Consider the following 18,125-nt stretch of genomic DNA (forward strand, 5'->3'; position numbering starts at 1 on the left):
GCAGCGCCTCGGGTACGAACTTTGCGAGACAGGCAGGCTAGTTTTACGACGTAAAAAGAGAAGCTGTTTTGAAAAAAAGGCGCAGCACGGTGGAGGGACACTATGGTTACCGAAGGCATGACGGCTCGAGAGATTCTCGGGTTGGAACGGTCGAGTGATTTCAACGAAGCATGTATCACCATCGCTTCGGCCGAAACCATCGAATCGTGGAGCAAAGGGGAAGTCAAGAATCCCGAAACGATCAATTACCGGACCTTCAAACCGGAAAAGGGAGGACTTTTCTGCGAGCGGATTTTCGGTCCGACGAAGGATTGGGAATGCGCCTGTGGCAAGTATAAGCGCATCAAATACAAGGGTGTAGTCTGCGATCGATGTGGAGTCGAGGTGACTCTCTCGCGGGTGCGTCGGCAGCGAATGGGCCACATCCGCCTGGCCGTACCCGTGGCGCACATCTGGTTTCTCAAATGCATGCCGAGTCGGCTCGGGCTCATGATGGATATGACGGCCCGTGACCTCGAGAGGGTGATCTACTACGAAGACTACCTAGTCATTGATCCAGGCCAGACCCAGTTGCGCCCGAAGCAGCTTCTGACCGAGCCGGAGCACCGCGATGCGGTCGCGCAGTACGGGGAAGGGTCGTTCGTCGCCAAGATGGGAGCGGAAGCCGTGCGGGATTGCCTGGGGCAACTCAACCTGGACGAGATTGCTTCTCAGCTCACGCAGAGCATGGATCAGACTCGCAGCAAGCAGCTCCGCAAGAAAATGGCCAAGAGGCTGAAGCTGGTGCAAGGCTTCCTGAGCATCGGCACACGACCGGAATGGATGATCCTTGAGGTCTTGCCGGTCATTCCGCCCGATCTTCGGCCGCTGGTCCCCCTGGAAGGAGGGCGCTTCGCGACGTCAGACCTCAATGATCTGTATCGGAGGGTGATCAACCGGAACAATCGACTGCGCACCCTTTTGCAGCTGAAAACTCCGGAGGTCATCATTCGGAATGAAAAGCGCATGCTGCAGGAAGCCGTTGACGCCCTCCTGGATAACGGTCGCCACGGGAGGGCCGTGACCGGGGTTGGGAATCGGCCGCTCAAGTCGCTTTCCGACATGCTGCGCGGGAAGACGGGCCGTTTCCGCATGAACCTTTTGGGCAAGCGGGTCGACTACAGCGGTCGCTCGGTGATCGTCGTTGGGCCGGAACTGAAGCTCAAGCAATGCGGGTTGCCAAAGAAGATGGCCCTGGTTCTATTCGAGCCATTCATGATCCGGAGACTTCGGGAACTGGGACATGTCCATACGGTGCGAAGCGCCAAGAAGATGATCGAGAAGCAGGATCCTCTGGTTTGGGATGTTCTCGATCAAGTCACCCAGGGCCATCCGGTGCTTTTGAATCGAGCGCCGACACTGCATCGCCTTTCGGTGCAGGCCTTCGAACCGGTTCTGATCGAAGGGGATGCTATTCGGATTCATCCGCTGGTCTGCACCGCTTACAACGCGGACTTCGATGGCGACCAGATGGCGGTTCACGTTCCCCTTTCGATCGAGGCGCAACTGGAGGCCCGGCTCTTGATGCTTTCCTCCCAAAACATTTTTTCCCCGTCCAGCGGACGTCCAATCATGACGCCCACCCAGGACATCACGCTCGGCTGCTATTATCTCACGCAGTCTCCTCATCGGCTTCCTGCGGGGACTACGCAGCGTCGGCGGCCCATTTTCGGCGAAGCGGACGAAGTGCTCTTCGCATTGGGAGAGGGTGTTCTCAAGACCCATGATCCCATTCTCTTCGCGAATCCCGATTTCGATCGAGACACGCCCGTGGGGGACAAGGAGAAGAAATTTATCGAGACGACTCCGGGGAGAGTGATCTTTCACCAGATATGGCCGAAAGATTTGGGCTTTTTCAATAAGCCTGCGGGCAAGAAGCAGCTCGGCGATCTCATCCTGCGTTGCTATCAACTGGTTGGTCGGGAAGAGACCGCGCTTTGCCTCGACCGGCTCAAGCGGGTGGGATTTCAAGAGGCGACCCGGGCGGGGATTTCCATCGGGATGAGCGACATGATTATCCCGGCAGAGAAGGGTCGGGTTGTCTCGAAGGCCCAGGAGCGAGTGGCCGTCGTCGAACGGCAGTACCGCTCGGGTGCGATCACGGACGGGGAGCGCTATAACAAGATCGTCGACATCTGGACCCAGGCAACGGACGAGATTTCCGGCCTGATCTTCCGAACCCTGGAAGGCAGTCGGGAGCGGGCCGAGTTTAATCCGCTCTTTCTGATGGTCGATTCGGGCGCGCGAGGAAATCGTCAGCAGGTGCGGCAATTGGCGGGAATCCGTGGGTTGATGGCGAAACCTTCCGGCGAAATCATCGAGCGCCCCATCACTTCCAATTTCCGAGAGGGGCTCTCGGTTCTGGAATACTTCATCAGCACCCATGGCGCGCGGAAGGGCTTGGCGGACACGGCACTCAAGACGGCGGATGCGGGTTACATGACGCGAAAGCTCCATGACGTGGCCCAGGACGTGGTGATTACTGAAGAGGATTGCGGGACCATGAACGGGTTGGTCGCGCAGGCGATTTACGAAGGAGACGAAGAGATCGTCAAGCTGAGCGATCGGATCTACGGCCGCGTCTCGTGCGAAGAGATCACCGATCCGGTCTCCCGCAAGAAGCTGGTGGCCAGCGGGGACCTCTTGGACGACGCGAAGGTGCGTGCCATCGCGCAGTTGGGCGTGGAGAAAATTCGGATCCGGTCTGTCCTCACTTGCGAGAGCAAATGGGGGGTTTGTGCCAAGTGCTATGGGCTCAATCTCGCGACCAACCGCGTGGCAAAGCTGGGCGAGGCGGTCGGAGTGATTGCCGCTCAGTCGATCGGAGAGCCTGGCACCCAGCTGACGATGCGGACATTCCACATCGGCGGAACTGCTTCGCAGATTTTTAAACAGCCGCAGATCCGGGCGAAGAATGACGGCCTAGTCCAGTACGTCGACCTCCGGGTCGTTCGTTCTCTGGATGGTAACTTCGTCGTTTTGAACAAGTCCGGATTCCTTTCGGTCGTGGATGCCTCCGGGCGCGAACTGGAACGCCACACCATCATCATGGGCAGCCTTGTTTCCGTTCCGGACGGCGGGGAGGTGAAGAAGGGGCAAGTATTCGTCCAGTGGGATCCCTACAACGTGCCGGTTTTGACGGAGAAGGCTGGGGTCGTGGAGTTCCACGACATCCTTGAGGGGGTCACGGTCAAGAAGGAACTCGATGAGACGACCAAGCAGATTGGAACGGTTGTCATCGAGCATAAGCACGACCTCCACCCGCAAATCGTGATTCGAGATCCGAAGAGCGGGGAAGCGCTCGCCTTTTACGGCATTCCTGCGGGAGCTCGCATCGAGGTCAAGCCAAAGGAGGAGGTAGCTGCCGGTCAGCGGATCGCCCGGACACCGAGAAAGCTGGTCAAGACCAAAGACATCACGGGCGGTCTACCGCGGGTTGCCGAGCTCTTTGAGGCGCGGCGACCCAAGGACTCGGCGGAAATCGCGCGAATCGACGGAATCGTCGAAGATGGCGGCATCATCCGCGGGAAGCGGCGTCTGCTGATCCAGGATCCGCAATCGGGGCAGGAAGAGGAACATCTGATTCCGCTTTCCAAGCATCTGATCGTTTTCAAAGGCGACGTAGTGCGCAAAGGGCAGCAACTGACCGAGGGTCCGATCGTCCCGCAGGAGATCCTGGAGGTGGGCGGGGCTCAGGAACTGCAGGAATATCTTCTCAATGAGGTGCAGGAAGTTTATCGGCTCCAGGGTGTTGAGATCAACGATAAGCATATCGAGATCATCATCCGGCAGATGCTGCGCAAGGTGAAGATCCTCGATGCCGGAGATACCCCCTTCTTGTGGGGAGAGCAGATAGACCGGCTGGAATTTGAACGGGCCAACCGCGAAGTGGAGGCCAAGGGCGGCAAACCAGCGGAAGGCGTGCCGGTGCTTCTTGGCATCACCAAGGCCTCGGTGGAGACCGAGAGCTTTATCGCCGCCGCAAGCTTCCAGGACACGACACGGGTCCTTACCGACGCCGCTACGCTGGGAAGGATCGACAAGCTCCGAGGCTTCAAGGAAAACATCATCATGGGGCACTTGATCCCGGCTGGCACGGGATTCCGCACCTATCGCCATCTCCAGTTAGTGGAGCATGGAGAACCGCCGGTTCAGCCCGCTTTGGGCCAAGAGGAGGCTCCATCCGAGAAACCGCAGTGGAGCCAACTCCTGCAACGGGCTTCGGCGGCTAGCCCAAGCGGGGAGTAGTCCGAACGGATCGCTGCCAGAAGCGTTCCGCCGCCGCGGAGGGTGTGACTTCCGCCAAATACTGCTGCAATCCATCAAAAAGTGTTGCATCGTCTTCCTCTGTTCGGTCGTCGAGGTTGGCGGCGTAGGGTGTTTTGACAGAAATCATACCCGCGCCGCTCTGCATATGAACGAATTCCGCAACAAACCGTAGTGTGCCTCTCCGAGAGCACGCTGCAGCCACCGTGATTACAGTCGGGTCGCGCTCTCCGCCCATTCTTGCTTGACCGAGTGTGGCGAACGGTTTAGTTTGTACCCAACAGTATAGAAGAGCGTAATGACCGTCATCGCACCACCGTTCACGCAAGAAGGCGCAATGCAGAAGGTCCGCTTGGCTGAAGACGCCTGGAACAGCCGCAACCCGGAAAAGGTCTCGTTGGCGTACACGTCCGACAGCCGCTGGCGGAACCGCTCTGAATTCATCCATGGACGTCCCGAGATCGTTGCCTTCCTAACCCGCAAATGGACGAAGGAACTGGATTACCGGCTGATCAAAGAGCTCTGGGCCTGGGTAGATAATCGGATCGCGGCCCGGTTTGCCTATGAGTGGCATGACGACAGCGGCAACTGGTTTCGGTCCTACGGCAACGAAAACTGGGAGTTCGATGCCAATGGCTTCATGCAACGCCGGTTTGCATGTATCAATGACCTGCCGATCGCAGCAGATGATCGCAAATACCATTGGCCGCTCGGTCGACGGCCGGACGATCATCCTGGTTTGTCAGACCTTGGGCTCTGAGACCTTCGGAGGAGCTTGGTGCGAACTCTCAATGAGCGCTCCGATGTCGTTCCGCGGATCGCAGAAGTCTTCCGAGAGCTCGGCTACGAAGGGACATCACTGAGCCAGATTATCGAACGGACTGGGGTCGGCAAGGGCAGCCTCTATCATTTCTTCCCAGGTGGGAAGGAGGAGATGGCAGGTGCGGTGCTCGCGGATGTTGATGCGTGGTTTGAAAGGCACGTATTTCAGCCACTTCAGGATGAAGACAGTGACCGCGCGATTGCAACGATGTGGGATGCAGTCAACTCTTATTTTTGCTCCGGTGGGCGTATCTGTCTTGTTGGCGCCTTCGCCTTGGACGAGACTCGCAATCGATTCGCGGACGTAATCGCTGGCTACTTCCGGCGCTGGATACAAGCGCTTACAGGCGCCCTTGTCCGGCAGGGCTGGGATAAGGCAGCAGCGGCTGCCACCGCAGAAGAAATAGTCTTAGGCATCCAAGGCGCGCTGATACTCGCCAGAGCGCTGGGTGACCAAGCCGTTTTCTCCCGTAGTATGCAGAGGCTCCAAGTTCGCACGCGCAGATCGTCACATCGACGATGATCAATTGCCACAAGAGTCCCGCTGCCACGGCATCGGTCGCTGAGGTCGGCTCTGTAGCTTGTTTTGACAGAAATCACAGAGGCCTGCGCCGAAGAGCGAAGAAGAGAGAGACGGTCTTCAGTCCTCTCGGCGGCCGGCAACGCATTCGGCGGCCTTGACGGTGTTTGCAAGGAGCATGGCGATGGTCATGGGGCCCACTCCTCCCGGATTTGGCGTGAGCCAGCCTGCGACTTGGGATGCTTCCGAGAAGTGAACGTCTCCTACGATCCGGCTCTCTCCCGGAAGGTTCGGATCCGGAAGACGGGTGACACCCACGTCGACAACGACAGCCCCGGTCTTGATCATATCGCCTCGAACGAATTCCGCCATTCCCAAGGCGGCGATCAAGAAGTCGGCACGCCGGCAATGCTCCGGAATATTTCGGCTCTGGGAATGGAGAACCGTAACGGTGGCATCTCCTTGCGGGCCTTTGGACAAGAGGAGCGCCGCAAGGGGCTTGCCTACGATATTGCTCCTCCCGAGGATGACCACTTCCGCCCCTGCCGTGACCAGACCGTAATGCCGGAAGATCTCGCAGATCCCCGCAGGGGTGCAGGGAGGGAAGCCGGAAGGATCTCCCAAGAGCAGCTTGCCGGCATTGATCGGATGAAAGCCGTCGATATCCTTGGAGGGGTCGATCGCTTGGCAGACCGTCTCCACCCGAATCTGCCGGGGAAGGGGCATCTGTACCAGGATGCCGTGGATCCGGGAGTCTCGATTCTTCTCCTCCAATCGGGTGAGGAGTTCTCGTTCGGTAGTCGAACCGGGCAGAGCAATCACTTCGGAGAGGATACCGAGCTCCTTCGCTCGTTTCCTCTTCATGCGCACGTAGAGTTCCGAGGCAGGATCTTCGCCGACTCGAAAAAAGACGACGGCTGGCTCCACCCCCCGCCGCCGGAGTTCGTCGACCCGCAGTCGGGTTCGTTCACGGACGGCGGCGGCAACCACGCGACCTTCTAATAATTTTGCGGCTTGCATCTTTCTCCTCCTCCTGGCACGGCCAGCGGCATAGAGCCTCGCAAGAGGGGAAGAAGACCCTCGCGAAACGAGGGATAGAGAGGCGTCCATCCCAATGCGCGCGCCTTGGCGTTGGAAATCCTCTTGTGTGTCACCCTCCGCTTCGAGGAAACAACCCTACTTTCTTCGCTCTGCGGTGGACGGCTCTTTCCCAGGGAGCTCGCCAACCACCCGTAAAATCGACTCTCCCTTACCGGTTCGTCATCGACGATGTTGACTACTTCTCGACGACGACGCAACTCAAGGAAATGAAGGATGGCGGAGACGACGTCGTCTCGATGAATCTGATTGATCCATCGATCCATGGTCGAAATCGTCGCTTCGCCACTCAGAAAGCGATCGAGAAGCCGGGACCGACCCGGGCCGTAAATCCCGGCGATTCGCAGAACGACCCCATCCGCGTCCAATGCCAGATCCTCCGCTATGCGGAGAATTCGGCCAGTTTCTGATTCTGGCTGGGCGCGGGATTCCTCATCCACGAGTTCGCCGGTCATCTGGCCGTAAACGGAAGTCGAGGATAGGAAGAGAAGGGGGGTTCCGGGAAACCGTCGCAGCGCGTGGGAAAGCCCCGTGAGGAACACGTTTCGGTATTCGTCGGTGCCGCCACGAGAAGAAGAGGGGCCATAGAGCAGAAAGCTGGGAGGATTCGTCAGGCTCTCCCATGCCTTGTGGGACCCAATGTCACCCGCAAGAGCCGGAATACCAAGGCCGCTCAGTCGAGCCCGACTCGATTCCGTTCGTACCCATGCTCGCAAGCCGATCCGTCGTGCATGGAGGATTTGGGCGACCCGGCTGCCCACATACCCGCAGCCAACTAAGAGGATTTCTTCAGAGAGGCTCATGGGGGATAGGCCGTTTCGAGGCAATCTGCGTCGATTTGCATCGGAAGCAAAGAGGCATTTTCTCTTTCCAAGGGCTGTCCTGGTCCCATTCTGCTCCTCCGCCCTTCGTAATGGCGGCTAGCCAGATCTTGCTCTTCCGAGGCAGGAAAAGAGCGCGTCAACTCGGAAAAAGCCGTTGCGAGAACCAGGGTGAGCCCTCATATAGAAGATTCCCATGCGATTTGTTTTGCCCTCGTCGGTGGCTCCGCGCTCAAAGCGGCTCCGTCCCGGAGAGAGGCTGGTTCCGTCGGTGGGTGTGGCGTAGTGTCCGGATTTTCAAGGTCGGGGAAATCGAAAATGGCTGGGGAGAAGCGCAATAGACGATTGCAGCCACGATGGGTCGTCAAGCTGGGAACAGGAATTTTGAGCACCCCGGAGGGAAATCTCGATCTGCCGCAGATTCGCCGGCTGGTCGAGCAGATCGCCATGCTCAAGGGAGAAGGCTGGGAGATCGTTTTGGTCAGCTCGGGAGCGATCGGCAGTGGAATGGATCTCTTGGGATATCGAAGGCGTCCCACGGCGATCGAGGAGTTGCAAGCGTGTGCCGCGGTCGGCCAGCCGCAACTCATGCGGCTTTACGAGGAACTCTTCTCCGAGCGCGGCTTTCATGTCGCGCAGCTTCTGCTCACCTATCTCGATTTGGACAGCCGCACCCTCTACGAAAACGCGCAGAAAACGATCGAGCATCTGCTGGCTCGAGGAATCTTCATTCCTGTCATCAATGAAAATGACGTAGTTTCGTATGAAGAGATCAAGTTTGGGGATAACGATCGGCTTTCTGCACACGTGGCCGCTATGGTGGAGGCGGACAGGTTGATCATTCTCTCCAATGTTCCCGGCTTGCGGGAACGGGATGACGAAGGAGGAAGGATCATCCCCCTGGTGGAAAGGATCACAGAGGAAATCGAAGCAATGGCGGGAAAAACGCGGAGCGAACGCTCCGTAGGCGGCATGGCGACAAAGGTGGAGGCCGCTCGGATTGCCGGAGGCGCCGGAATCCCCATGCAGATCGCGGATGGCCGGGAGAAGGAGATCCTCCGGAAGATTGCCTCCGGCGATCCGGTGGGCACCCTTTTCCTAGCAGGAGGGAAGCCATGATCCCCTTGGAAGAACAGATCGAAGCCATCTGCCGAGAGGCCAAGGCAGCAGCGCGAGAGCTGGGTCGAATCGAGGTCGCAAGGCTCGACGGCGCGCTCCAGGCGATCGGAGAAGCCTTGGAGGAGGCGCGACCTAGGATCGAAGAGGCCAATCGGCTCGATCGGGAGGAAGGGCGCAAACAGGGCCTGTCGCCGAGCCTGCTCGATCGCTTGACCCTTTCGCCAAAGGTGTTTGCCTCGCTCATTCGCGGAGTCGAAGAGGTCCGGAGCTTGCCGAATCCGATCGGGAGGATTCTCGAGGAGAGAATGCGCCCCAACGGGCTTTTGATCCGGAAGGTTCGCGTCCCGATCGGGGTCATCGGAGTGATCTACGAGAGCCGCCCCAACGTCACTGTCGATGTGTCGGTCCTCTGCTTGAAAGCGGGCAATGCGGTGGTCCTCCGGGGTGGGAGCGAGGCCACTCGCTCCAATATCGCGCTGGCGGAAACCCTGCGGAGAGGACTCCAACTGGCAGGATTGCCTCCGGCGGCGGTTCAACTCCTTCCGATGGCCGACCGGCAGGCGATTCCGATCCTCTGTCGCCAGCGGCGCTATCTCGACCTCCTGATCCCTAGAGGGGGCCAGGGTCTCATTGAGACGGTGGTCTGCCATGCCCAGGTGCCGGTCATCAAGCATTTCCAGGGCATCTGTCATGTCTTTGTCGAAGCGCGCGCCGATCTCGAGATGGCTCGAAAGATCGTGCTCAACGCAAAATGCCAGCGACCCGGTGTCTGTAACGCCATGGAAACATTGCTGGTGGACCGGGCGATTGCCCCTGCGTTTCTTCCGGAGATGGTCCGGGAGTTGCGAAGTCGTGGCGTGGAAATTCGCGGAGATGAGCAGACGCGGCAGCTCGGCGGGCCAGACGTGGCTCCAGCGGGCCCGGAAGACTGGGCGACCGAATACCTCGACCTGATTCTATCCGTGCGCGTCGTCAATGGATTGGCCGAGGCGCTCGCGCATATCGAGCAGTTCGGCTCCAGCCATTCCGATGCGATCGTGACGGAAGATTCGGCGACGGCTGACGAGTTTCTTCGTTCTGTCGACTCAGCGGTCGTCTACTGGAATAGCTCCACCCGATTCACCGACGGAGGAGAGTTTGGCTTCGGAGCCGAGGTCGGAATCAGCACGGACAAGATCCATGCACGCGGCCCGATGGGGGTGGGCGAGCTTACGTCTTACAAATACGTCGTGTTTGGTTCCGGCCAAATCCGGGAATAGATACCTGCACGTGAGACAGGCAGGTTAATGTTTTTCCGGCCGGTTTCCATTCCCCTTCCGCTTCGGCTTCTCCGGCGCGGATCTTTCCTCGGTCTCTTGGTGGGGAGACTCGCCAATTTCTTCTTCCAAAGGCTCCCCTTCGAAATCCTCGTCGAACGGGCCTTCTTCTCCCCGGTCCTCCTCGTCCTCGTCGAAAAGGCCTAGCGCTTCGTGTTTGAGCGCGTTCACCATCATCTCGTTGAAGCTCGAGAATTCCGCAGCGGCCTCGAATGTATCGGCATGGAGAGCAAAATACTTCCGTTCCGGAAAGGAATAGGCGTAGCGAAAAAGGTCCGAATGGCCGATCAGGAGGTATTCCGGCCGTTTGTGGAGATCCTGCACGGCGAGATTTTCCGCGATGAGGCCGGGCAGGAACTGGTCTTTCTCTTCCTCCAGGTCGATCGCGTAGAAGACGACCCCGTTATGGGCTAGGCCGTCGGCTAGCAGGAGAAAATCGAGGTAATCCGCGGGAATCCTGATCCCATACCGTTCTTCCACGTCTTGGGCATAGGCTTGCACCTGTGCCACCGGACGACCGACGAAGGGTTGGAAACCCGCTGCCTGCTCTTCTTCGTTCACGAGCGCTACGTAGGTCTTGTAGTTCATGGGAAGGCTAGAGATCTCGGGCAGGCTCGTTCTGGGTGCGATGGGATCGAGAGGATCGAAGAATGGCGAAAATGGAATCCGACGATTCCTTTTTTATTCTGCTTGATTCCCAAAGAATGGGCAATGGGAATGTCGGCGCATGGTCGACGGGCAGGGTTTTACCGTCGATCCGAGCACCGGCCGGTAAAAACTGCCGCGCGAGCACGGCGCCCTCTGCGGTCGCCTCTTTCCTGGCCTCCTGCTCGGGTCCCGGGTCGCGATTCTCCGGCCGGTAATGGATATTCTGATAGGTCCGGATCGCCTCCCGGTATTCGCTGGGAACCTCGTACGGCAACTTTCGGGCGGCTCGGGAGAAATCGACCAGCCGCCGCTGCCAGCTAGGCGGAAGTTCTGCCTTTGGATCGAGGCGCTTGAGTTCCGTCTTCACTTCGTCCACGCTCTCGAAAGTCTTGCGGGTCGGAGAGTAAAAGGGAAAGAGAGGACGGGGAATGTAGGCATCCGTCACTGAGCCCGGGGGAAGATTGAGCTGTGGATGGAGAAGGGCGGTATGGAGGAAATGATGGGCATTCTCCTGGTTATTCCCACTGGTGAAGGTGGAGATGACCGAAAATCGCCGCGCAAGCCCCTGGCTTTAGCCATGGGGTGAGCGGCGAGGCAAAGCTTGATGGATATTTACGTGTCTGTATAAGATGCTGGAGAGCATTCGATGCGAGCCAAGACTCCATCTTACATCGCCGAGTTTCCGTCGCGAACGACCGCGGCGGACGAGGTTGCCCTCTCCAAGCGCCTCGCAGCAGCACGCCAGATCTACAATGCCTCCTTGGGCGAGGCCCTTCGCCGGCTGGCCTTGATGCGGCAATCCAAGGACTGGCAGCACGCTTGCCGGATGCCGAAAACGGTCATGGATGAACAAAGCGGGAAGCGGATCGCCAACAAGGAGCGATCCAGCCGCTTCCGAAAAACACAGGAACGATTCGGTTTTACTCGCGACTCCATCCAGAAGTTCGCGGAGGCATGCCGGGATGCCTGCTCCATCGGCGATCATCTCGGATCGCACGACACGCGGACCGCGAGTCTGCGGGCATTTCAGGCCGTCCAGGGCTATGCCTTCGACGTTCGGGGCCGACCAAGATTCAAGCCAGCCAGCCGGTTCCACTCGGTCGAAGGCAAGGGCGATGCCCTGATCCGGTTCCGGAAAGAACCGGTTCCGGCGATTCATTGGGCGGGCTTGGTCTTGCCGCTTCGGCTCGATCCGAAGGACAAGCGCGGCTGGCAGCGCATCGCGCTGGAAGCCCGGACCAAATACGTCCGCATCCTTCGCAGGACGATCCGGGGCCGGATGCGCTGGTACGCGCAGCTCGTCCAGGAAGGACTCGCCCCGCAGGTTCGGCCCGCGGGAGAGGATGTCGTCGGGTACGATCTGGGGCCATCGACAGTGGCCTTCGTCTCCGAAACGGATGCAAGCCTGGAAAAGCTCTGTCCGGAAGTCGAGCAGCCCTGGAGGGAGACGCGGCGGATCTTGCGGTCCNTGGACCGGTCCCGCCGGGCGACCAATCCCGCAAACTACGACGCGAAGGGATGCGTCAAGCGTGGACCCAAGCGCTGGGTCCGGTCGGAACGCTACAAGCGCAGGCGACGGGATCTCGCGGAAACCGAGCGGCGGCTGGCCGCCGCACGGAAGACCGCGCACGGCAATCTCGCGAATCGGATATTGGCGCAGGGAAAGACCATCAAGGGGGAGAAGCTATGCTATAGCAGTTTTCAAAAGAATTTCGGACGGAAAGTGAAGGTGCGCGCTCCGGGGATGTGGGTGGAGAAGATTCGCCGCAAGGCTGAAAGCGCTGGCGGAGGATTCATCGAGATCGACCCCCGGAAGACCCGCTTGAGCCAGTTCGACCATACGACCGGGCACTACGTGAAGAAGCCGCTCTCTTTGCGGACGCACGTCTTCGGCGATGGCCGCACCGAGCCGGTGCAGCGGGATCTCTACAGCGCGTTTCTCGTGCGCCGTGAAAAGGGTGCATCGTCCAGTGGGGAGGGAGTGATCTCCACCCGGCAACTATTGCTCCAGCCGGAAGCATTCGGAGCGGCTGCTGGTGGTGACGCCGGTGGTCGAAGCCTCTGGAGGAAAAGGCCCGGAGAGCGGGCCAGCGAGCAAGCAGGCCCTAAGGGAAGTGAACGCTGAACAAAGCCTCGAAACGCTCAATGCGGGCGCCAAGCTTGTGAGAAAGAAGCGAAGGCCGATGACTCCCTGGGAAGGAGAGCAATATGGGCACTGGGGAGAGCCGCCGGGGTACTGGGCGAGGGCATGCGGGCAAAGGACGGTGCATCAACACGGGAGGCCCATCGGGCCGGGAGCTCGGGTAGGTCCCGAGCGAACCGACCGCTGCCCCGCGAGGGGTCGAGGCGGGACCCGGTGGGAGTCGGATAGGTCCGAGGTACCGGAGAGCTCGGAGAAAGTCCGGGGGAGGGAAGGGGCCTTAGTTCAAGGGAAACGTCGGAAGGAGCAAGAGCACGGAGATTGGCGATGAGTCTAGAACCTCCCCTACGTGTTCGGAAGCTCCAGATGGCGTTGCAGGAGAAAGCGAAGGCAAGTCCGACCTATCGCTTCTACGCCCTCTACGACAAGCTCTACTGCGAGGATGTGCTCGCCTACGCCTGGCTGCTCTGCCGAAAGAACGGTGGGGCAGCGGGAGTCGATGGGCAGACCTTCGAGCAGATCGAGGCGGAGGGGGTGGAGCCGTGGTTGGACCGATTGGCGGAAGAACTCCGAAACAAGATCTATCGGCCGCAGGCGGTTCGGCGGGTATGGATTCCCAAGCCCGACGGGAAGCAACGGCCTTTAGGGATACCCACTATACGGGATCGGGTGGTGCAGATGGCTGCGGTCCTCGTGCTGAGCCCGATCTTCGAGGTGGATTTAGCCGAAGAACAGTATGCCTATCGAGAAGGGCGGAGCGCCTTGGATGCGGTTAACCGGGTGCATGCTCTTCTCAAAGCGGGCTATACCGAGGTGGTCGACGCCGACCTCTGCGGCTACTTCGACAGCATCCCTCACCATGCTCTGATGAAGAGCTTGGCCCGGCGGATCTCCGACGGAGCCATGCTGGCTCTTTTGAAAGCTTGGCTGGAGATGCCCGTCGAGGAAGACGACGGCCGAGGAGGGAAGCGGAGGACGACTCAGGCCAAGGATCGGAGGCGGGGGACTCCGCAAGGAGCGCCCATCTCTCCTCTGTTGGCCAACCTCTACATGAGGCGGTTTATCCTGGGATGGAAGCGGCAAGGCTGGGCCGTCCGATGGGCGGCGCACATCGTCTCCTATGCGGACGATTATGTGATCCTCTGCCGGCAACACGCTCAGGAAGCTCGCGAGCAGATGGAAAGGATCATGGAGCGAATCGGGCTCACCGCGAACCAGGAAAAGACCCGGATCTGCCGAGTGCCGGAGCAGAGCTTCGACTTTCTCGGTTATACCTTTGGTCGTCGCTACAAGCCCATTACGGGCCGAAGCTACCTGGGAACACAACCCTCCACGAAGCGGGTGCAGCGGCTGCTGCAAAGCCTAAGCGAGCAGCTCGGTCGGAACACCCAGGGACGGGAAGGCAAAGAGTTGGTAGCGCTCCTCAACCTCCGGCTGCGAGGATGGGCAAACTACTTCTGTCTTGGCTCGGTGAGCCGCGCGTACCGGGTGGTGGACCGTCACGTCCGGTATCGGCTCCGCCGGTGGCTCTGCCGCAAGCACAAAGTCCCTGGGCAAGGAACGACCCACTTCCCGGACGAGTTTCTCCGGGACCAGTTGGGTCTTCTTTCCCTTGCGAGCTTAGCGCGGAGCCTGCCGTGGGCATAATCCTGCGCAAACCTTGTCCGAAAGCCGAATGCGGGAAATCCGCACGTTCGGTTTGATGAGCGGGGAGTGGAGACGGACGATAGGGAGAGATACTCAGGCACTGCCGGACCGAAAGGGGCAGCTCCCGCTATGGCTCTCCTACGTCGCACCGCGCCACTCCTCGACTCTACGCAAAATGCTCCGAGAAGGATTTCCTCGACATCAGCCGGGTTAGAAAGTCCTGGCCGGGTGCGGAACCGCTCCTGCGACGGGCGATGTCGAGAGTGAAGGAACCAGCGAGCCGGGAGGGCTTGTCCCGACCGCACGTCAGGAACGTCAGAGCTGGTCGCCCGTCGAAGGGGAAAATGGGAAGCGGCTGCCCTCGCAGCCGTTCCGCGAGGCCGGGGGATGCTGTAGCGTAAGCGAGAGCCCCGGAGAGCCGGAATCTCTATTCTCTAGAACCCCCTGGCTTTAGCCATGGGGAGTTTGTGCGGCCGTATCCAGGCCAAGGCGGGTGGAGGGGACTCTCTGCACCGTATTCATTCCCACCTGCCCGACGCCCTTTACGGGGTACCTGGCGGTGGTGCCGGAGGCCGCCTTGGTAACCGCGCCCGAGTTTTCCTATGAGGACGTGCTCAAGCTCTGTTTTTCGTACGGCCTTCTTAGTTCTTCCAAGGAAGGGCCAGCAGCCCAATCAAAGCCGCAGCCAGGCCAATCCGGTACCAGGCAAACGGGATGAAGGTGTGGCTTTGAATGTACCTCAAGAGCCACCGGACGGAGGCAAATCCGGTGATTCCCGAGACGACGAAACCGACGACGAGGTCGCTCCAAGAATCCGCAGGAAGGTTGCGGAAAAAATGGGTCTCCTGGACCAAGGAAAAGAGGCTTGCCGCGAACATGGTCGGGATGCCCAGGAGGAATGCGAACTCCGTGGCCGCTGGACGATTGACCCCGAAGAGGAGAGCGGTGAGAATGGTGGCCCCCGATCGGGAAAGACCCGGAAAGACGCCGGCGAGTACCTGCGCGATCCCCACCGCGCAGGCGGTCATCCAGCCGATTTGACTGGTCGTTTGCAGGGAGCGTAAGCGGCGCTCCGCTAGAAAAATCCAAAGAGCGCCGACCAGGACGGCCAGAAGCACCGGGGTGAGCTGGTCGGGGAGCCTCCAACCCGCTTTCTTCACGGCAAGCCCGAAGAGCGAGGTGAGGAAAAAGGCGAGGGCAAGCTTGAGGGAGTAATCAAGGTTTTCCGGATTTCGGACCCCTACGACCAGAGCGACGATCCGCTTCCAATAGAGGAGGGTCACCGCGAGCACGGCCCCGAGCTGGATGAAAATGTTGAAGGTCTCCGAGCGAGCCCCTAGCCAATGCTCCGTGATCAGCAGGTGACCCGTGCTGGAAATGGGCAGGAATTCCGTGATCCCTTCGACGATCCCCAAGAGAGTGCTTGTCAAAAAATCATTCATGATCTCTGCGAATCCGTCAGTCGTCTCGAGGATAGGAACCTTCGGCTCAAAGCGGCTGCGCCGAGGCCGGAGGCGGGTTCGCTTCTTTCACCTGCCGGAAGCCGTAGTTGAACAGGACGGTCGCGTCCCTCCACTTGTCTGGACTGTGCAGGAGAATCAGCAACAGAGGATGGCCATCGCGTTGGCAGGCGGCGGCATAGGTATGACGTGCCGCGCGAGTCCAGCCGGTTTTCGCCGGGCCCATCCCCTCGTATTTCCCCAAGAGTCGGTTATGGTTGTGGAGAATCCGCAGTTGGCTCCCGCTTCGGGTGGCAACCGTACGGGTCATGAGGATTTGCCGCAGGGAGGGGACGTCCAGAACAGCCTGGAAGATGCGGAGAAGGTCCTGTGCCGTCGTCACCTGGCCCTCTTGGTAGGAAGCGAGGCCGTGAGGATCGACGAAATGGGTGTGGAGAGAGCCCATCTCCCAGGCTTTCCGGTTCATCTGATGAACGAAGGCGGGGACGGACCCGGCCGTAGAGCGGGCCAGGGCGAGGGCAGCATCGTTGCAGGATCCCACCAGCAGATCCTGGACGAGCTCCGCGACGGAAACCCGCTGCCCGATGCGCAAAGGCACATGGGAAGGCTCGACCGCCGTGTCCTGCGGCAGGATGGTGACAAACCCCCGCAATCCCGTCTGCTCATAGACCAGGAGTGCGGTCATCAGCTTGGTCGTGCTGGCGGGAGCTAGGGGAGCATCCAGGTTGCGAGCAAAAAGGACGCGATTGCGGATCGGATCGTACAGGAGTGCCGCCGTTGCTTCCACCAAGCGATCGGCTTCCCATTCGCTATCGGCCGAGAGGAAAGAGGAGTCCGCCCTTGCGTGCCGGTGATGACGGGCAGCCGTGAGATCGGCACCGCTCCCGAGCCAGAGGGCGGCGGCAACGACCAGAACCAGACGGTGGAACGCTGATCTCGCCATATGGATGCTATACGGCTATCTGACAACCGCCTTTTCGTGCTGGGTGCGTGCTAAGCACAACGCCATCTGCGCGCTCGGGCCGATCCACGTCATGTGGCTGCAACGCACCGTATCGTGCTCGGCCAGCTTTTAGCTGTCCAGGAAATTCTCCGATTGCAGATCTCCTTGCGGACGTTGCCTCTTCCGGGCGCAGAATCTTTGCCAAGTTCGGGCGGCTCTCCTGTGACAGCAGGACAAGACAACCGGAGCTTGCGTCATCCCTGCTTGTAACGGAGCCTCTTCTTGTGGCGATTCTCGCGCCTCCGCTTCCGGCGCTTATGCTTGTTCATCTTCGCCTTGCGGCGTTTCTTGAGCGAACCCATGCCTAATCCTTCTTACCCCTTCCAGCCGATCAATAGATGACTTTGTTGAGCGGGTATTCGATTATTCCCTCCGCGCCCAGCTCCTTAAGTCGCGGGATCAGGTCGCGGACCTGACTCTCATCGAGAACGGTTTCTACGGCAAGCCACTCTCCGTCGGCGAGCGGGGAAACCGTCGGCTTTCGGAGCGCGGGCAAAATGCCGAGCACCGCCGCAATTCCGTCCTTGGCTACGTTCAACTTCAACCCCACCTTCTCTTCGCCACGAAGCGCGGCCAAGAGCAGCAAGGCCAGAGACTCCAACTGCTTCCGCCGCCCAGTGTCCGCCCAGACGGAATGAGAGCAGATGAACTGCGGATAGCTTTCGAGCACCGTGTCGACGATGCGTAAGTTGTTTGCCCGGAGCGAGGAGCCTGTTTCCGAAATATCGACGATGGCATCCACGAGTTCGGGCACCTTGACCTCCGTTGCGCCCCAGGAGAATTCCACTTCCGCCTGGACGCTATGGCGCTGCAAGTAGTTAGAGACCAGCCGAACCGCTTCCGTGGCAATCCTCTTGCCGTTCAGTTCGCTGGGAGAGCGGACCGGCGAGCTTTCATGGACGGCGAGTACCCAGCGTACGGGGAGCCTGGTCGAGCGATTGTAGGGCAACTCGCTTACAATGTGGACCGAGGATTCCGTTTCCAGGATCCAATCCATTCCGGTGATGCCACAGTCGAGGAAGCCTTGAGTGACGTACCGAGCCAATTCCTGGGGCCTGACCAGGCGAACCTCCATTCCCGGGTGATCGATGTAGGGTCGATAGCCCCGGGACGATCGGCTGATGACATAGCCGGCTCGGCGGAAGAGCTCGATAGTGGCTTCCTCCAGGCTGCCCTTGGGAAGTCCGATCCGTAGCTTTGCCTCACTCATCGGAAAAGAGTGGCGA

The 18,125-nt window shown here is 59.7% G+C and carries 16 protein-coding genes; 7 read left to right on the forward strand and 9 right to left on the reverse strand.

Translation table 11 applies throughout. The features are described 5' to 3' along the window. The first annotated feature begins 102 nt into the window (after nt 1-102). On the forward strand, nt 103-4,287 hold the full coding sequence (rpoC, locus tag A37A_RS0110385; RefSeq protein WP_018291440.1) for a DNA-directed RNA polymerase subunit beta': 4,185 nt from the start codon (nt 103-105) through the stop codon (nt 4,285-4,287). Here rpoC and A37A_RS0110390 read toward each other — a convergent pair. After that, nucleotides 4,268-4,435: a hypothetical protein gene (locus A37A_RS0110390; RefSeq protein WP_155996562.1), complete on the reverse strand. Its 168-nt coding sequence runs from the start codon at nt 4,433-4,435 to the stop codon at nt 4,268-4,270. The genes rpoC and A37A_RS0110390 overlap by 20 nt on opposite strands. 168 nt (nt 4,436-4,603) lie before the next feature. On the opposite strand from A37A_RS0110390, the gene A37A_RS0110395 reads away from it, so the two are divergent. Then, entirely contained in the window at nt 4,604-5,065 is a 462-nt protein-coding gene (locus tag A37A_RS0110395) for a nuclear transport factor 2 family protein (RefSeq protein WP_018291441.1), read from the forward strand. 18 nt (nt 5,066-5,083) lie between these two features. Then, nucleotides 5,084-5,650 carry a TetR/AcrR family transcriptional regulator gene (locus A37A_RS0110400; protein WP_020494307.1) on the forward strand — a complete coding sequence of 189 codons (567 nt, stop codon included), beginning with the start codon at nt 5,084-5,086 and terminating at the stop codon, nt 5,648-5,650. Nucleotides 5,651-5,767: 117 nt separating this feature from the next. Here A37A_RS0110400 and A37A_RS0110405 read toward each other — a convergent pair whose 3' ends face one another. Then, entirely contained in the window at nt 5,768-6,667 is a 900-nt protein-coding gene (locus A37A_RS0110405; protein ID WP_040887731.1) for a bifunctional 5,10-methylenetetrahydrofolate dehydrogenase/5,10-methenyltetrahydrofolate cyclohydrolase, read from the reverse strand. Beyond that, the gene (locus A37A_RS0110410; protein WP_018291444.1) at nt 6,646-7,548 is read right to left on the reverse strand and encodes an NAD-dependent epimerase/dehydratase family protein; all 903 of its coding nucleotides are present in this window, start codon (nt 7,546-7,548) and stop codon (nt 6,646-6,648) included. The genes A37A_RS0110405 and A37A_RS0110410 overlap by 22 nt, the downstream gene beginning before the upstream one ends. A 363-nt stretch (nt 7,549-7,911) precedes the next feature. Between A37A_RS0110410 and proB the strand changes: the two genes are divergently transcribed. Together proB and A37A_RS0110425 are read left to right on the forward strand one after the other, a co-directional pair. After that, nucleotides 7,912-8,685, forward strand: a complete 774-nt coding sequence (gene proB / locus A37A_RS17015; RefSeq protein ID WP_020494309.1) for a glutamate 5-kinase — start codon at nt 7,912-7,914, stop codon at nt 8,683-8,685. Next, nucleotides 8,682-9,944, forward strand: a complete 1,263-nt coding sequence (locus tag A37A_RS0110425; RefSeq protein WP_018291447.1) for a glutamate-5-semialdehyde dehydrogenase — start codon at nt 8,682-8,684, stop codon at nt 9,942-9,944. Before proB ends, A37A_RS0110425 begins: the two co-directional genes overlap by 4 nt. Nucleotides 9,945-9,968: 24 nt before the next feature. On the opposite strand, the gene A37A_RS0110430 is transcribed toward A37A_RS0110425, so the two are convergent. Both A37A_RS0110430 and A37A_RS17020 read right to left on the reverse strand, forming a co-directional pair. Further along, a complete protein-coding gene (locus A37A_RS0110430; protein WP_018291448.1) occupies nt 9,969-10,589 on the reverse strand; it encodes a YrhA family protein in 621 nt (206 codons plus the stop codon). 7 nt (nt 10,590-10,596) lie between these two features. Then, nucleotides 10,597-11,094: a hypothetical protein gene (locus A37A_RS17020; protein ID WP_018291449.1), complete on the reverse strand. Its 498-nt coding sequence runs from the start codon at nt 11,092-11,094 to the stop codon at nt 10,597-10,599. Nucleotides 11,095-11,295: 201 nt separating this feature from the next. Between A37A_RS17020 and A37A_RS0110445 the strand changes: the two genes are divergently transcribed. Both A37A_RS0110445 and ltrA read left to right on the forward strand, forming a co-directional pair. After that, nucleotides 11,296-12,774, forward strand: a complete 1,479-nt coding sequence (locus A37A_RS0110445; RefSeq protein WP_018291450.1) for a hypothetical protein — start codon at nt 11,296-11,298, stop codon at nt 12,772-12,774. A 342-nt stretch (nt 12,775-13,116) separates the two neighbouring features. Continuing rightward, complete coding sequence (ltrA, locus tag A37A_RS0110455) at nt 13,117-14,436, forward strand: group II intron reverse transcriptase/maturase (protein WP_020494312.1); 1,320 nt, start codon at nt 13,117-13,119, stop codon at nt 14,434-14,436. Between the two features lie 641 nt (nt 14,437-15,077). Here the strand turns inward: ltrA and A37A_RS0110460 are convergent. From A37A_RS0110460 to hisG, 4 genes are all read right to left on the reverse strand, one after another. Further along, on the reverse strand, nt 15,078-15,878 hold the full coding sequence (locus A37A_RS0110460; protein ID WP_018291452.1) for an undecaprenyl-diphosphate phosphatase: 801 nt from the start codon (nt 15,876-15,878) through the stop codon (nt 15,078-15,080). A gap of 46 nt (nt 15,879-15,924) precedes the next feature. After that, nucleotides 15,925-16,839 carry a D-alanyl-D-alanine carboxypeptidase family protein gene (locus A37A_RS17025; protein WP_018291453.1) on the reverse strand — a complete coding sequence of 305 codons (915 nt, stop codon included), beginning with the start codon at nt 16,837-16,839 and terminating at the stop codon, nt 15,925-15,927. 254 nt (nt 16,840-17,093) lie between these two features. Beyond that, on the reverse strand, nt 17,094-17,201 hold the full coding sequence (locus A37A_RS19320) for an AURKAIP1/COX24 domain-containing protein (RefSeq protein ID WP_018291454.1): 108 nt from the start codon (nt 17,199-17,201) through the stop codon (nt 17,094-17,096). A gap of 29 nt (nt 17,202-17,230) precedes the next feature. Then, nucleotides 17,231-18,109 (reverse strand): ATP phosphoribosyltransferase, encoded by an 879-nt coding sequence (gene hisG / locus A37A_RS0110475; protein ID WP_018291455.1) that lies wholly within the window; start codon nt 18,107-18,109, stop codon nt 17,231-17,233. Nucleotides 18,110-18,125: the final 16 nt, after the last annotated feature.

Source organism: Verrucomicrobium sp. 3C, assembly GCF_000379365.1.
In the GTDB taxonomy this organism is placed as follows: Bacteria; Verrucomicrobiota; Verrucomicrobiia; order Methylacidiphilales; family Methylacidiphilaceae; genus Methylacidimicrobium.

What these genes read in the sequence shown, in the direction of transcription:
- rpoC (WP_018291440.1), top strand. Translation starts at nt 103, where the DNA reads ATGGTTACCGAAGGCATGACGGCTCGAGAGATTCTCGGGTTGGAACGG.
- A37A_RS0110390 (WP_155996562.1), bottom strand. Translation starts at nt 4,435, where the DNA reads ATGATTTCTGTCAAAACACCCTACGCCGCCAACCTCGACGACCGAACA.
- A37A_RS0110395 (WP_018291441.1), top strand. Translation starts at nt 4,604, where the DNA reads ATGACCGTCATCGCACCACCGTTCACGCAAGAAGGCGCAATGCAGAAG.
- A37A_RS0110405 (WP_040887731.1), bottom strand. Translation starts at nt 6,667, where the DNA reads ATGCAAGCCGCAAAATTATTAGAAGGTCGCGTGGTTGCCGCCGCCGTC.
- A37A_RS0110410 (WP_018291444.1), bottom strand. Translation starts at nt 7,548, where the DNA reads ATGAGCCTCTCTGAAGAAATCCTCTTAGTTGGCTGCGGGTATGTGGGC.
- A37A_RS0110425 (WP_018291447.1), top strand. Translation starts at nt 8,682, where the DNA reads ATGATCCCCTTGGAAGAACAGATCGAAGCCATCTGCCGAGAGGCCAAG.
- A37A_RS0110430 (WP_018291448.1), bottom strand. Translation starts at nt 10,589, where the DNA reads ATGAACTACAAGACCTACGTAGCGCTCGTGAACGAAGAAGAGCAGGCA.
- ltrA (WP_020494312.1), top strand. Translation starts at nt 13,117, where the DNA reads ATGAGTCTAGAACCTCCCCTACGTGTTCGGAAGCTCCAGATGGCGTTG.
- A37A_RS0110460 (WP_018291452.1), bottom strand. Translation starts at nt 15,878, where the DNA reads ATGAATGATTTTTTGACAAGCACTCTCTTGGGGATCGTCGAAGGGATC.
- A37A_RS17025 (WP_018291453.1), bottom strand. Translation starts at nt 16,839, where the DNA reads ATGGCGAGATCAGCGTTCCACCGTCTGGTTCTGGTCGTTGCCGCCGCC.
- A37A_RS19320 (WP_018291454.1), bottom strand. Translation starts at nt 17,201, where the DNA reads ATGGGTTCGCTCAAGAAACGCCGCAAGGCGAAGATGAACAAGCATAAG.
- hisG (WP_018291455.1), bottom strand. Translation starts at nt 18,109, where the DNA reads ATGAGTGAGGCAAAGCTACGGATCGGACTTCCCAAGGGCAGCCTGGAG.